The 13,109-nt window shown below is 59.0% G+C and carries 27 protein-coding genes; all 27 read right to left on the bottom strand.

Going from position 1 to position 13,109, the window contains the following annotated elements:
- Window positions 1–61: 61 nt before the first annotated feature.
- Window positions 62–466, bottom strand: coding sequence for a 30S ribosomal protein S11 (gene rpsK / locus PTE31013_RS15065; protein ID WP_010804113.1), 405 nt, complete (start codon window positions 464–466; stop codon window positions 62–64).
- A 17-nt stretch (window positions 467–483) separates the two neighbouring features.
- The gene (gene rpsM / locus PTE31013_RS15060) at window positions 484–849 is read right to left on the bottom strand and encodes a 30S ribosomal protein S13 (RefSeq protein ID WP_017235786.1); all 366 of its coding nucleotides are present in this window, start codon (window positions 847–849) and stop codon (window positions 484–486) included.
- Window positions 850–884: 35 nt separating this feature from the next.
- Window positions 885–1,001, bottom strand: a complete 117-nt coding sequence (gene rpmJ / locus PTE31013_RS15055) for a 50S ribosomal protein L36 (RefSeq protein ID WP_010804115.1) — start codon at window positions 999–1,001, stop codon at window positions 885–887.
- Window positions 1,002–1,020: 19 nt separating this feature from the next.
- Window positions 1,021–1,239 (bottom strand): translation initiation factor IF-1, encoded by a 219-nt coding sequence (infA, locus tag PTE31013_RS15050; RefSeq protein WP_150613596.1) that lies wholly within the window; start codon window positions 1,237–1,239, stop codon window positions 1,021–1,023.
- Between the two features lie 9 nt (window positions 1,240–1,248).
- Entirely contained in the window at window positions 1,249–2,586 is a 1,338-nt protein-coding gene (gene secY / locus PTE31013_RS15045) for a preprotein translocase subunit SecY (RefSeq protein WP_150613595.1), read from the bottom strand.
- A gap of 23 nt (window positions 2,587–2,609) precedes the next feature.
- A complete protein-coding gene (gene rplO / locus PTE31013_RS15040) occupies window positions 2,610–3,044 on the bottom strand; it encodes a 50S ribosomal protein L15 (protein WP_039406343.1) in 435 nt (144 codons plus the stop codon).
- An 11-nt stretch (window positions 3,045–3,055) separates the two neighbouring features.
- On the bottom strand, window positions 3,056–3,238 hold the full coding sequence (gene rpmD, locus PTE31013_RS15035; RefSeq protein ID WP_010804119.1) for a 50S ribosomal protein L30: 183 nt from the start codon (window positions 3,236–3,238) through the stop codon (window positions 3,056–3,058).
- 11 nt (window positions 3,239–3,249) lie between these two features.
- Window positions 3,250–3,768 carry a 30S ribosomal protein S5 gene (gene rpsE / locus PTE31013_RS15030; RefSeq protein ID WP_010804120.1) on the bottom strand — a complete coding sequence of 173 codons (519 nt, stop codon included), beginning with the start codon at window positions 3,766–3,768 and terminating at the stop codon, window positions 3,250–3,252.
- 13 nt (window positions 3,769–3,781) lie between these two features.
- Entirely contained in the window at window positions 3,782–4,147 is a 366-nt protein-coding gene (rplR, locus tag PTE31013_RS15025; protein ID WP_010804121.1) for a 50S ribosomal protein L18, read from the bottom strand.
- An 11-nt stretch (window positions 4,148–4,158) separates the two neighbouring features.
- Window positions 4,159–4,692 (bottom strand): 50S ribosomal protein L6, encoded by a 534-nt coding sequence (rplF, locus tag PTE31013_RS15020; protein WP_026132332.1) that lies wholly within the window; start codon window positions 4,690–4,692, stop codon window positions 4,159–4,161.
- A gap of 15 nt (window positions 4,693–4,707) precedes the next feature.
- A complete protein-coding gene (gene rpsH, locus PTE31013_RS15015; protein WP_150613594.1) occupies window positions 4,708–5,103 on the bottom strand; it encodes a 30S ribosomal protein S8 in 396 nt (131 codons plus the stop codon).
- 13 nt (window positions 5,104–5,116) lie between these two features.
- A complete protein-coding gene (gene rpsN, locus PTE31013_RS15010; protein ID WP_017235792.1) occupies window positions 5,117–5,422 on the bottom strand; it encodes a 30S ribosomal protein S14 in 306 nt (101 codons plus the stop codon).
- Between the two features lie 7 nt (window positions 5,423–5,429).
- A complete protein-coding gene (gene rplE, locus PTE31013_RS15005) occupies window positions 5,430–5,969 on the bottom strand; it encodes a 50S ribosomal protein L5 (protein ID WP_010804125.1) in 540 nt (179 codons plus the stop codon).
- Window positions 5,970–5,988: 19 nt separating this feature from the next.
- Window positions 5,989–6,297 carry a 50S ribosomal protein L24 gene (rplX, locus tag PTE31013_RS15000; protein ID WP_150613593.1) on the bottom strand — a complete coding sequence of 103 codons (309 nt, stop codon included), beginning with the start codon at window positions 6,295–6,297 and terminating at the stop codon, window positions 5,989–5,991.
- Between the two features lie 11 nt (window positions 6,298–6,308).
- Entirely contained in the window at window positions 6,309–6,677 is a 369-nt protein-coding gene (rplN, locus tag PTE31013_RS14995; protein ID WP_150613592.1) for a 50S ribosomal protein L14, read from the bottom strand.
- Window positions 6,678–6,942: 265 nt separating this feature from the next.
- On the bottom strand, window positions 6,943–7,215 hold the full coding sequence (gene rpsQ / locus PTE31013_RS14990; protein WP_042113421.1) for a 30S ribosomal protein S17: 273 nt from the start codon (window positions 7,213–7,215) through the stop codon (window positions 6,943–6,945).
- Window positions 7,212–7,406 (bottom strand): 50S ribosomal protein L29, encoded by a 195-nt coding sequence (gene rpmC / locus PTE31013_RS14985; protein WP_017235795.1) that lies wholly within the window; start codon window positions 7,404–7,406, stop codon window positions 7,212–7,214. Before rpmC ends, rpsQ begins: the two co-directional genes overlap by 4 nt.
- 13 nt (window positions 7,407–7,419) lie before the next feature.
- Complete coding sequence (gene rplP / locus PTE31013_RS14980; RefSeq protein ID WP_010804130.1) at window positions 7,420–7,836, bottom strand: 50S ribosomal protein L16; 417 nt, start codon at window positions 7,834–7,836, stop codon at window positions 7,420–7,422.
- Between the two features lie 2 nt (window positions 7,837–7,838).
- Window positions 7,839–8,642 (bottom strand): 30S ribosomal protein S3, encoded by an 804-nt coding sequence (gene rpsC / locus PTE31013_RS14975; protein WP_150613591.1) that lies wholly within the window; start codon window positions 8,640–8,642, stop codon window positions 7,839–7,841.
- A gap of 9 nt (window positions 8,643–8,651) precedes the next feature.
- Window positions 8,652–8,981, bottom strand: a complete 330-nt coding sequence (gene rplV / locus PTE31013_RS14970; RefSeq protein ID WP_150590305.1) for a 50S ribosomal protein L22 — start codon at window positions 8,979–8,981, stop codon at window positions 8,652–8,654.
- 10 nt (window positions 8,982–8,991) lie between these two features.
- Complete coding sequence (rpsS, locus tag PTE31013_RS14965; RefSeq protein WP_010804133.1) at window positions 8,992–9,267, bottom strand: 30S ribosomal protein S19; 276 nt, start codon at window positions 9,265–9,267, stop codon at window positions 8,992–8,994.
- 13 nt (window positions 9,268–9,280) lie between these two features.
- Entirely contained in the window at window positions 9,281–10,108 is an 828-nt protein-coding gene (gene rplB / locus PTE31013_RS14960) for a 50S ribosomal protein L2 (protein WP_044457326.1), read from the bottom strand.
- Window positions 10,109–10,110: 2 nt separating this feature from the next.
- On the bottom strand, window positions 10,111–10,425 hold the full coding sequence (gene rplW, locus PTE31013_RS14955; RefSeq protein ID WP_017235800.1) for a 50S ribosomal protein L23: 315 nt from the start codon (window positions 10,423–10,425) through the stop codon (window positions 10,111–10,113).
- A complete protein-coding gene (gene rplD, locus PTE31013_RS14950) occupies window positions 10,422–11,042 on the bottom strand; it encodes a 50S ribosomal protein L4 (RefSeq protein ID WP_150613590.1) in 621 nt (206 codons plus the stop codon). Before rplD ends, rplW begins: the two co-directional genes overlap by 4 nt.
- A 2-nt stretch (window positions 11,043–11,044) precedes the next feature.
- Window positions 11,045–11,701 carry a 50S ribosomal protein L3 gene (rplC, locus tag PTE31013_RS14945; protein WP_150613589.1) on the bottom strand — a complete coding sequence of 219 codons (657 nt, stop codon included), beginning with the start codon at window positions 11,699–11,701 and terminating at the stop codon, window positions 11,045–11,047.
- A gap of 205 nt (window positions 11,702–11,906) precedes the next feature.
- On the bottom strand, window positions 11,907–12,218 hold the full coding sequence (rpsJ, locus tag PTE31013_RS14940; protein WP_010804138.1) for a 30S ribosomal protein S10: 312 nt from the start codon (window positions 12,216–12,218) through the stop codon (window positions 11,907–11,909).
- Between the two features lie 118 nt (window positions 12,219–12,336).
- On the bottom strand, window positions 12,337–13,109 hold a 773-nt coding region (locus tag PTE31013_RS14935; RefSeq protein WP_246174598.1), incomplete at its 5' end, for an EF-Tu C-terminal domain-related protein.

Below are 13,109 nucleotides of genomic sequence, written 5' to 3'. Positions count from 1 at the left end.
CTACGCGCACGGCCGAGGCCGTGCGCGAACCCGCGATTATAGCAGGATTTGCTTCTACGTCTTAGATGCGACGACGCTTCGGCGGACGGCAGCCGTTGTGCGGGACCGGCGTCACGTCCGAGATGGCCGTGATCTTGATACCCAGCGCATTCAGCGCACGAACCGCGGATTCGCGACCCGGGCCCGGGCCCTTGATGCGAACTTCCAGGTTCTTCACGCCGTATTCCAGCGCCACGCGGCCAGCCGACTCGGCAGCAACCTGGGCAGCGAACGGGGTCGACTTGCGCGAACCCTTGAAGCCCTGGCCACCCGAGGTCGCCCATGCCAGTGCGTTGCCCTGACGATCGGTGATCGTGATGATGGTGTTGTTGAACGAAGCGTGGACGTGCACGACGCCTTCGGCAACGCTCTTCTTGACCTTCTTGCGAACGCGCTGCGAAGCGGCGTTGTTCTGTTGCTTAGCCATGAGTTCCTATCCTCTGGTTACTTCTTCAGCGAGACGCCGGCCTTACGCGGGCCCTTGCGGGTACGCGCATTGGTACGGGTACGCTGACCGCGAAGCGGCAAGCCCTTGCGGTGACGCATACCACGATAGCAGCCCAGGTCCATCAGGCGCTTGATATTCATGGTCACTTCACGGCGCAGGTCGCCCTCGACCGTCAGTTGACCGACTTGATCACGCAGCTTTTCGAGATCAGCGTCGTCGAGGTCCTTGACCTTCTTCGAGAACGGCACACCAGCGGCGTCGCAAATCTGGCGAGCGCGCGTGCGGCCGACACCGTAAATGGCCGTCAAGCCGATTGCGGTGTGCTGGTGGTTCGGGATGTTAACCCCTGCGATACGAGCCATTCGTAATTCCCCAACTAAATAGCGTTAAAGGCCGATTAGCCCTGACGTTGCTTGTGGCGCGGATCCGAACTGCAGATCACGCGCAGCACGCCTTTGCGCTTCACAAACTTGCAATTGCGGCAGATGCACTTAACAGATGCCAAAACTTTCATGACAATTCCCTCTCTCTAATCACTTCGCCCGGAAGACGATCCGCGCACGCGACAGATCGTAGGGCGTCAACTCTACCGTCACCTTATCTCCAGGCAAGATTCGGATGTAATGCATCCGCATCTTGCCGGAAATATGTCCGAGTACTACATGGCCATTTTCCAGCTTTACCCGGAAGGTGGCATTGGGGAGGTTTTCAAGGACCTCGCCCTGCACTTGTATAACGTCGTCTTTCGACATGATCCACGATCAGCGAAGCGTCATGTTATTGCCGCCCTTGAAATTCGCCTTTCGGAGCAGCGACTCATACTGTTGCGACATCACATACGACTGCACTTGCGCCATGAAATCCATCGTCACCACCACGATAATCAGCAGTGAGGTTCCACCGAAGTAGAACGGGACGTTCCAACGCAACACCAGAAACTCAGGCAGCAGACACACCAGGGTGACGTAAGCTGCACCGGCCAGCGTCAGGCGCGTCAGGATCTTGTCGATGTACCGCGCCGTCTGATCGCCCGGACGAATACCCGGGACGAACGCGCCGCTCTTCTTCAGGTTATCCGCGGTCTCCTTGCTGTTGAACACCAGTGCGGTGTAGAAGAAGCAGAAGAACACGATCGCCAGCGCATAGAGCATCACGTAGATCGGCTGACCCGGCGACAACTTCGCCGCGATATCCTTGAGCCAGCGCGTGCTGTCGCCTGCGCCGAACCAATTCGCGATCGTTGCCGGGAACAGGATGATCGACGACGCAAAGATCGGCGGAATCACGCCTGCCATGTTCAGCTTGAGCGGCAGGTGCGAAGCCTGGCCACCGTACACCTTGTTGCCGACCTGGCGTTTGGCGTAGTTCACGAGGATCTTGCGCTGACCACGTTCGACAAAAACCACAAAGAACGTCACGAGCACCACGAGGGCACAGATCACGATGGCCGAGAACGGACCGATCGAACCGGTACCGACAAGCTCGAACAGACCGCCCACAGCGTTCGGCAAACCGGCCGCGATACCACCAAAGATGATGATCGAGATACCGTTACCGAGGCCGCGTTCGGTGATCTGCTCACCGAGCCACATCAGGAACATCGTGCCGGTCACGAGCGTGATCACCGTCGTCAGGCGGAACAGCATGCCCGGATCGACGACGAGCCCCGGCTCGCTCTCCAACGTCACTGCGATCGCCGCCGCCTGGAAGAGCGCGAGCATCACCGTGAAATACCGGGTGTACTGCGTGATCTTGCGCTGTCCGGCCTGGCCTTCCTTGCGCAACGCTTCCAACTGTGGCGAAACCATCGCCAGCAGCTGCATGATGATCGACGCCGAAATGTACGGCATGATCCCCAGTGCGAAGATCGTGAAACGCGACAACGCACCACCCGAGAACATGTTGAACATGCCCAGGATCCCGCCCGACTGGCGCTGGAACAACTGCGCCAGCTGATCGGGGTCGATGCCCGGCACCGGGATATGCGCACCAATACGGTAGACGATCAACGCCAGCAGCAGGAAAACCAGCCGCCGGCGCAGATCCGCATACTTCGGGCCCTGCGTACCAGGCTTAGCGAGATTAGGAGACTTGGCCAATGCTGGCTCCGGGGTGACCTAACTTACTCTGCGACCGAACCGCCGGCCGCTTGAATGGCAGTGAGCGCACCCTTGGTGACGCCCAGCCCCTTCACAACGACCTTGCGGGTGATCTCGCCCGAGGCGATGATCTTGGCCGACAGCGACAGCTCGCTCACCAGACCGGCCTGCTTCAGCACCAACAGATCGATCTCGTCGACCGGCAGGCTGTTCAGGTCCGACAGGCGAACTTCGCCCACGAAACGACGCGTCAGCGACTTGAAACCACGCTTCGGCAGACGACGTTGCAGCGGCATTTGACCGCCTTCGAAGCCCACCTTGTGGAAGCCGCCCGAACGCGACTTCTGACCCTTGTGACCACGGCCGGCGGTTTTACCCAGGCCCGAACCGATGCCACGGCCAACGCGGCGCTTGGCGTGCTTGGCGCCTTCTGCCGGCTTAATCGAATTCAATTCCATTTTGCCCTCGCTCAGTCGACGATCTTCACAAGGTACGAGACCTTGTTGATCATGCCCCGCACAGCGGGCGTGTCCTGCAACTCGCTGACCGAATTGAGGCGACGCAGGCCCAGACCCTTGACGGTCGCGCGATGTTCTTCACGCGTGCCGATCAGGCTCTTGACCAGCTTAACTTTCACAGTTTGCTGCGACATATTGATCACCCTTAGCCGAGGATCTCTTCCACCGACTTGCCACGCTTGGCGGCGATGTCAGCAGGAGTCGATTGTTTCTTCAGGCCATCGAGCGTGGCGCGGACCAGGTTGTACGGGTTCGTCGAGCCAAGGCTCTTCGTCACCACATTGGTCACGCCCATCACCTCGAACACCGCGCGCATCGGGCCACCGGCGATCACGCCGGTACCGTCCTTCGCCGGCGACATCAGGACGCGCGAGGCGCCATGCTGGCCGAGAACGTTGTGTTGGAGGGTGCCGTTCTTCAGGGGCACCTTGAACATGTTACGGCGGGCTTGTTCCATTGCCTTTTGAACGGCAACCGGGACTTCCTTCGCCTTGCCCTTGCCCATGCCGATGCGGCCATCGCCGTCACCAACCACGGTCAACGCGGCAAAACCGAGAATACGGCCACCCTTCACAACCTTCGTGACACGGTTGACCGCGATCATCTTCTCGCGAAGGCCGTCGTCGCGTTCGTCAGCCTGAACTTTCGCTTGCATCTTTGCCATGACGGATCCTTACTTAGAACTTGAGGCCGGCTTCACGGGCAGCGTCGGCCAGAGCCTTGACGCGACCGTGATAGCGGAAGCCCGAGCGGTCGAAAGCCACGCTTTCGATGCCGGCTGCCTTCGCCTTCTCGGCGATACGACGGCCGATCAGCGCAGCAGCAGCAGCGTTGCCACCCTTGCCTTCCTTGTCGCCCAGTTCCTTGCGCACTTCGGCTTCCAGCGTCGAAGCGCTGGCCAGCACTTGCGTGCCGTCTTCCGAAAAAACTTGCGCGTAGATGTGCACGTTGGTGCGATGCACGGAAAGGCGATGCACCTTTTGAGCTGCCAGCTTGATACGAGTCTGGCGAGCACGGCGCACACGAGATTGTTTCTTGTCCATGTTTCGCACCCTTACTTCTTCTTGGTTTCCTTGAGGATCACCACCTCGTCCGCATAGCGGACGCCCTTGCCCTTGTAGGGTTCGGGCGGACGGTAACCGCGAACTTCCGCAGCCACTTGTCCGATGCGTTGCTTATCAACGCCCTTGATGATGATCTCCGTCTGCGTCGGGGTCTCGGCCTTCACGCCTTCCGGCATGGCATGCACGACATCGTGCGAGAAACCCAGCTCAAGCTTCAGGTTTGCACCTTCAGCCTTGGCGCGGTAACCCACGCCAACGAGTTGCAGTTTCTTTTCGAAACCCTTGCTCACACCGGTCACCATATTGTTGACCAGTGCACGTTCGGTGCCATACAGCGCATTCGCTTCGCGGCTTTCGTCAGCCGGGGCGAAGGTGATGGTGCCGTCTTCGATCTTGACGTTCACGAGGGCATTAACGCCGCGGGTCAGCGAACCCAGGGCACCCTTGATCGTCAACACATTGCCTGCCAGCGTTGCTTCCACGCCCTTCGGCAATGCAATGGGACTCTTACCTACTCGAGACATTTCAACTCTCCTCGGTTAGGCGACGTAGCAGATGACTTCGCCGCCCACGCCGGTGGCGCGCGCCTTGCGATCAGTCATCACGCCCTTCGGGGTCGAGACGATTGCAACGCCGAGGCCATTCATGACCTGCGGGATGTCGTTGCGGCTCTTGTACACACGAAGACCGGGACGGGACACGCGCTCGAGGCGCTCGATCACCGGACGGCCAGCGTAGTACTTCAGTGCAATGTTCAGCACTGCCTTCGTTTGTTCTGCTTCAACCGCGAAGTCTTCGATGTAGCCTTCGTCCTTCAGGACTTTGGCGATCGAGACCTTCAGCTTGGACGAGGGCATCTTCACCGATGCTTTCTCAACCATCTGAGCGTTGCGGATGCGAGTCAGCATATCGGCGATAGGATCGCTCATGCTCATGGTGCTTCTCCTATTACCAGCTTGCTTTGGTCACGCCCGGGATTTCGCCACGGAAGGCGATTTCACGGATCTTGTTACGGGCCAGGCCGAATTTGCGGAAGGTACCGCGCGGACGGCCAGTCAGGTCGCAACGATTGCGTTGACGCGTCGGATTGGCGTTACGCGGCAGCTGTTGCAGCGCCAGACGTGCTTCATAACGCTCGTCTTCCGACTTGCTGGTGTCTTCGATGGTCGCTTTGAGGGCGGCGCGCTTGGCAGAAAACTTCTGCGCCAGACGGGCGCGTTTCTTTTCGCGTTCGATAAGTGCCAGTTTAGCCACGATTACCTCAGTTACGGAACGGGAATTTGAACGCCGACAGAAGAGCCTTGGCTTCTTCGTCAGTCTTCGCGGTCGTGGTGATGCTGATATTCAGACCACGCAGCGCGTCGATTTTGTCGTACTCGATTTCGGGGAAGATGATTTGTTCCTTCACACCGATGTTGTAGTTGCCACGACCATCGAACGCACGACCCGAAATACCGCGGAAGTCACGCACGCGCGGCAGGGCCACGGTGATGAAACGATCCAGGAATTCGAACATACGTTCGCCGCGCAGCGTCACCATCGTACCGATCGGGTAACCTTCGCGGATCTTGAAACCGGCAATTGCCTTGCGAGCCTTCGTCACCACCGGCTTCTGGCCAGCGATTTTCGTCAGATCGCCAACGGCGTGTTCAATGATCTTCTTGTCGGCGACGGCTTGACCAAGGCCCATGTTCAGGGTGATCTTGGTGATGCGCGGCACTTCCATGACAGACTTGTAACCGAACTGCTTTGTCAGCTCGGCGACAACCTTGTCTTTATAGAATTCTTGCAAACGGGCCATTATCTATACTCCCTGCGACTTAGGCACCGACGACCGTACCGGTCGTCTTGAGGAAGCGGACCTTCTTGCCGTCTTCGACCTTGATGCCCACGCGCGACGGTTTGCCATTGGCATCCACCAGCGCCACGTTCGACACGTGGATCGGCATCGTCTTGTCGACCACGCCACCTTGCGTACCCTTCATCGGGTTCGGCTTGACGTGCTTTTTGGCAACGTTCACGCCGTCGACGACCAACTTGTCGCCATCAATGGCCAGGACCGTGCCACGCTTGGCCTTGTCCTTACCCGTCAGCACGATGACTTGGTCACCCTTGCGAATCTTGTTCATGTGTCGGCTCCTTACAGCACTTCCGGGGCCAGCGACACGATCTTCATGAAGCGTTCGGTACGCAGTTCACGCGTAACCGGCCCGAAGATACGGGTGCCGATCGGCTCGAGCTTGGTGTTAAGCAGCACGGCGGCGTTGCCGTCGAATTTGACCAGCGAGCCGTCCTGGCGACGCACGCCCTTGGCGGTGCGCACGACCACTGCGTTATAAATTTCGCCCTTCTTGACGCGACCACGCGGGGCAGCATCCTTCACGCTGACCTTGATGATGTCGCCAATGCTGGCGTAGCGACGCTTGGAGCCGCCCAGCACCTTGATGCACAGCACTTCACGCGCACCGGTGTTGTCGGCTACTTCGAGCCGGGTTTCAGTTTGAATCATGGTGTTATCTTCCCAACTTAATCCGACACATACGCATCGGTCAGTCTTGGTCCCCGTCAGCACCAAAGAGTGCCGTTTGGGTTGAGTCGTTCAAAAGTGGACAACTTTGCTACCTCAACCAGACCCGTAGAGGATACGAATCGGCTTCGGAAGCCATCCACTCCCTTGCGAAACCAAAGACCGGTTTTAGCGAAAGAAGCGGAAAGTCCGGAATTATACAACGATAATTCCGGACTTGCAAGTCAAGCCTTCGCTTCAGCGCGCTTTAGATGATGCGGGCGGCTTCCACGAGACGGGAGACCGTCCAGGCCTTGGTCTTCGACAGCGGGCGGGATTCTTGAATCTCGACCGTATCGCCTTCCTTGTACTGGTTGGCCTCATCGTGCGCGTGGTACTTCTTCGAACGCACGATGTACTTGCCGTAGAGCGGGTGCTTCATTTGACGCTCGACCAGCACGGTAACCGTCTTGTCCATCTTGTCGCTGACAACCTTACCCACGAGGGTACGTTTCAGCGAGGTCTTAGCGGTATCGTTCATTTCTGGCTCGCCTTCTCAGTCAACACGGTACGCACACGCGCGATGTCCTTGCGCACCTTCTTCAGCTGGCTGGTGTTGCTCAACTGTTGGGTGCCCGCTTGCATGCGAAGACCGAATTGGGCCTTCAGCAGATCCGACAGTTCCTTGTTCAGGCCGTCGAGATCCTTGGCACGAAGTTCGGATGCTTTCATTTCAATTCTCCCCTCAGGCGCCAAGGCGACGTACGAAGAACGTCGTCTGAATCGGCAGCTTGGCAGCAGCCAGGCGGAACGCCTCGCGCGCCAACGCTTCATCCACACCGTCCATTTCGTACAGCATCTTGCCCGGTTGAATCTCGGCGACGTAGTACTCCGGGTTACCCTTACCGTTACCCATACGCACTTCTGCCGGCTTTTGCGAGATCGGCTTGTCCGGGAAGATACGGATCCAGATACGACCACCGCGCTTGATGTGGCGAGTCATGGCGCGACGCGCGGCTTCGATTTGACGAGCCGTCAGACGACCACGACCGACCGCCTTCAAGCCGAATTCGCCGAACGACACTTCGTTACCACGCGTGGCAACGCCAGTGTTACGGCCCTTCTGCTCTTTGCGATACTTTCTGCGTTTCGGTTGCAGCATGATTATTCTCCAGTCTTGGCGTCGCCTTCAGGCTTGCCAGCCGGGCGGCGTGCACCACCGCGCTTCGCGCCGGCCTTATCGCCAGCATCGTCACGACGGGGGCGGCGGTCGCCCGGACGCGCGTTGCGGCGCGGACGCTTGTCTTCGGTCGGCTCTTCAGCCACCGGAGCGTCGTTGCGGCCCAGCGTGTCACCCTTGTATACCCACACCTTGATACCGATGATGCCGTACGTCGTCTTCGCTTCCGAGGTTGCGTAGTCGATGTCAGCGCGCAGCGTGTGCAGGGGCACACGGCCTTCGCGGTACCACTCGGTACGGGCGATTTCGATACCATTCAGACGGCCTGCGCTCATGATCTTGATGCCTTGGGCACCCAGACGCATCGCGTTCTGCATCGCACGCTTCATTGCGCGACGGAACATGATACGGCGCTCGAGCTGCTGAGCGATCGAATCGGCGATGAGCTGCGCATCGGTTTCCGGCTTGCGGATTTCCTCGATGTTCACGTGCACGGGCACGCCCATGCGCTTTTGCAGCTCGGCCTTGAGGATTTCGATGTCCTCGCCCTTCTTGCCGATCACAACACCCGGACGCGAGCTGAAAATCGTAATGCGAGCATTACGCGCCGGACGCTCGATGATGACGCGGCCGACCGAAGCGTTCTTCAGCTTCTTCTTCAGATATTCGCGAACGCCGATGTCTTCCTTCAACATCTGCGCGAAGTTCTGGTTGTTGGCGTACCAACGCGAAGCCCAGTTACGACTGACAGCCAGACGGAAGCCAGTCGGATGAATTTTCTGTCCCATCGTGACCCCTTAGTTGCCCAGCGTCACAGTAATGTGACAGGTTTGCTTCTCGATGCGGTTGCCACGGCCCTTAGCGCGCGCGGTGAAGCGCTTGAGCGAGGTCGCCTTGTCGACGTAAATGCCCTTGACGCGCAGTTCGTCGATGTCAGCACCTTCATTGTGCTCGGCGTTGGCAATAGCCGACTCGAGCACCTTCTTGATGATGACCGCGGCCTTCTTCGGCGAGAAGGTCAGGACATTGAGTGCGCGCTCCAGCGGCAGTCCACGAATCTGGTCAGCGACCAGACGCGTTTTTTGCGCTGAGATACGAGCATCGCGATGAATTGCTTTCACTTCCATGGTCGGCCCCTTATTTCTTCGCCTTCTTGTCGGCCGCATGGCCCTTGAAGGTACGGGTGAGCGCGAACTCACCCAGCTTGTGGCCGACCATGTTTTCCGTCACGTACACCGGCACGTGTTGACGGCCGTTATGCACAGCGATCGTCAGGCCGATGAAATCAGGCAGGACGGTCGAACGACGCGACCAGGTCTTGATCGGCTTCTTGTCACGCGATGCAGCCGCCGCTTCCACTTTTTTCAGCAGGTGAGCGTCGCAAAACGGACCTTTTTTAACAGAACGAGTCATTTGCTAGCTCCAATTAACGCTTCTTGCGACGCTGAACGATCATGCTGTCGGTGCGCTTGGTCGAGCGGGTACGCTTACCCTTGGTATGCTGACCCCACGGGCTGACCGGATGACGACCAGCGGCCGTACGACCTTCACCACCACCGTGCGGGTGATCCACCGGGTTCATCGCCACACCGCGAACGGTCGGGCGAATACCGCGCCAACGCTTTGCACCGGCCTTGCCCAATTGACGCAGGCTGTGCTCTTCGTTACCGACTTCACCGATGGTCGCGCGGCACTCGATGTGCACGCGACGCACTTCACCCGAACGCAGGCGCACTTGAGCGTACGTGCCTTCGCGAGCCAGCAGCATGGCCGAGGTACCGGCAGCACGAGCGATTTGCGCGCCCTTGCCCGGCAGCAGTTCAATGCCGTGGATCGTGGTACCGACCGGAATGTTGCGGATCGGCAGCGTGTTGCCCGCCTTGATCGGCGCTTCCGAGCCGCTCACCACTTGCTGGCCGACGGTCATGCCCTTCGGTGCAAGGATGTAACGACGCTCGCCGTCGGCGTAGCACAGCAGGGCGATGTTCGCGCTGCGGTTCGGATCGTATTCCAGACGCTCAACCTTCGCCGTGATGCCGTCCTTGTTGCGACGGAAATCGACGATACGATAGTGCTGCTTGTGACCGCCACCCATGTGACGGGTGGTGATGTGACCGTTGTTGTTACGGCCAGCGGTCTTGCTCTTGGTATCAAGCAGCGGGGCGAACGGCTTGCCCTTGTGCAGATCCTTGTTGACGACCTTGACCAGCGAACGGCGGCCCGGCGACGTCGGTTTCGTTTTGACGAGTGCCATGATTACTTGGCCTCCGCTTCAAAATTGATTTCCTGACCCGGCTTCAGGCTCACGTAGGCCTTCTTCTCGTGGTCGCGACGACCCATGAAGCGGCCAAAGCGCTTTTGCTTGCCCTTGCGGTTCAGGATCTGCACCGACTCGACTTCCACCTTGAAGAGAAGCTCGACTGCAGCCTTCACTTCTTGCTTGTTCGCGTCGCGTGCAACTTGGAACACCACTTGTTCGTTCTTGTCAGCCACCAGCGTCGCCTTTTCGGAGATCACCGGCGAGAGCAGGACCTGGTACAGACGATGGTCATTTTTACGCACGTCGCTCATGACAGCATCTCCTCAATCTTGGCGATCGCGCCCTTCGTCACCAGCACCTTCTTGAAGTAGATGAGCGACAGCGGGTCGGCGAAACGCGGCTCGGTGACGGCAACGTGAGCCAGATTGCGCGAGGCCAGGAACAGGTTCTCGTCCACGCTATCCGTGATCAGCAGCACCGATTCAAGACCCATGGCCTTGATCTTTTCAGCGAGCAGTTTGGTCTTCGGCGCATCCAGCTTGATGTCCTCGACCACCGACAGACGTCCTTCACGGGCGAGCTGCGACAGAATCGAGCACACACCGGCGCGGTACATCTTCTTGTTGACCTTGTGGGTGAAGTTCTCTTCCGGCGAATTCGGGAAGATACGGCCACCGCCACGCCACAGCGGGCTCGACGACATACCGGCACGAGCGCGGCCCGTACCCTTCTGGCGCCACGGCTTCTTGGTCGTGTGCTTGACCTGTTCACGGTCTTTCTGCGCACGATTGCCGCTGCGGGCGTTGGCCTGGTAAGCCACCACGACCTGATGGATCAGCGCTTCGTTGTAGTCACGGCCGAACACGACGTCCGACGCGTTGACACCGGCGCCTTCCTGACCTTGCTCATTCAGGAGCTTCAGTTCCATTGTTACGCTCCCTTCGCGAGTTTGGCCTTGACTGCCGTGGTCACGAAAACCTTGCCTTCGTTGGCGCCCGGAACGGCACCCTTCACGAAGATCAGGCCACGTTCAGCGTCAATGCGCGCGATTTCGAGATTCTGTACCGTCGTGGTGACGTCACCCAGATGACCCGTCATGCGCTTGCCCGGGAACACACGACCCGGATCCTGCGCCATACCGATCGAACCCGGCACGTTGTGCGAACGCGAGTTACCGTGCGAAGCACGGCCCGAAGCGAAGTTGTAGCGCTTGATGGTACCGGCGTAGCCCTTACCGATCGACACGCCTTGCACGTCGACCTTCTGGCCCACCTGGAAGAGATCGACGCCAACGGCTGCGCCCGGCTGCAGTTCAGCAGCTTTGGCAGCATCGACGCGGAATTCCTTGAGGATTTCACCGGCTTCGACACCCGCTTTCGCGTAGTGACCGGCGGCGGCTTTGGTCACGCGCGTGGCGCGACGCTTACCGAAAGTGACTTGAACGGCGGTGTAGCCGTCCGTTTCATCCGTCTTGATTTGCGTCACACGGTTGTTAGACACGTCGAGCACGGTGACGGGAATCGAATCGCCGTCGTCCGTGAAAATACGCGTCATGCCAACCTTGCGACCGACAAGGCCAAGGCTCATGATTTTCTCCATTCCCGACTGCGATTGGCCGGGGCTAAATGATAAAAGGATGGCCCACGGATGTGGCCCATCTTTTAAAAACTACACTTGAGCCCGCCATTATAGACGAGCTTTTATCGCTTGACAAGTGTTGCTAAATCGCATAACAAAAACCCCGCCGAGTCAGCATTGGCGGGGCTTTCCAGCACAAAGTCGCTCTTGAGCGTTACTGCAGCTTGATCTCGACGTCGACGCCAGCCGGCAGATCCAGCTTCATCAGTGCGTCAACGGTCTTGTCCGTCGGATCGACGATGTCCATCAGGCGCTGGTGCGTGCGGATTTCGAGCTGGTCGCGCGACGTCTTGTTGACGTGCGGCGAGCGCAGGATGTCGAAACGCTCGATGCGGGTCGGCAGGGGCACCGGGCCCTTGACGATCGCGCCAGTGCGCTTGGCGGTTTCAACGATTTCGGCGGCCGACTGGTCGATCAGGCGGTAGTCGAAAGCCTTCAGGCGGATACGGATTTTCTGGTTCTGCATGGAAATTCTCCAAAGAGCGTGGCAGCCCTCGTTCGGGTGCCGGGTAAATCAAAAGAGCAAACAGACTTTACGAAACGGGCGCCGGCGGGCGCCGGCACCCATTTCAGCGAATCCGCAATTAGTCGAGGATCTTGGCAACCACGCCGGCGCCGACGGTACGGCCACCTTCGCGAATTGCGAAACGCAGACCTTCTTCCATGGCGATCGGCTGAATCAGGTCGACCGTGATCGACACGTTGTCGCCCGGCATGACCATTTCCTTGTCGGCCGGCAGAGCGATCGAGCCCGTCACGTCCGTCGTACGGAAGTAGAACTGCGGACGATAGTTGTTGAAGAACGGGGTGTGACGACCACCTTCATCCTTCGACAGGATGTAGACCTCACCCGAGAACTTGCGGTGCGGCTTGATCGAGCCCGGCTTGGCCAGAACCTGACCACGCTGGACATCTTCACGCTTCGTACCGCGCAGCAGAATACCGACGTTGTCGCCTGCCTGACCTTGGTCGAGCAGCTTGCGGAACATTTCGACGCCCGTGCAGGTCGTCTTGTCGATCTTCGGCTTGTCGCCGTCCATGGCGATACCGACGATTTCGATTTCTTCGCCGACCTTGATGATGCCGCGCTCGATACGACCGGTCACCACGGTACCGCGACCCGAGATCGAGAACACGTCTTCCACCGGCATCAGGAACGTGCCGTCGATGGCGCGCTCCGGCGTCGGGATGTACGTGTCGAGCGCGTCAGCCAGCTTCATGATGGCTTCTTCGCCCAGCGGACCCTTGTCGCCTTCCAGTGCCAGCTTGGCCGAACCCTGGATGATCGGCAGGTCGTCGCCCGGGAACTCGTACTTCGACAGGAGTTCGCGAACTTCCATTTCGACCAGCTCGAGCA

The sequence above is a fragment of the Pandoraea terrigena genome (assembly GCF_902459705.1).
Taxonomy (GTDB): domain Bacteria; phylum Pseudomonadota; class Gammaproteobacteria; order Burkholderiales; family Burkholderiaceae; genus Pandoraea; species Pandoraea terrigena.
Note: the sequence above shows the minus strand (reverse complement) of the source record. Positions and strands in the feature narration are given on the sequence as shown.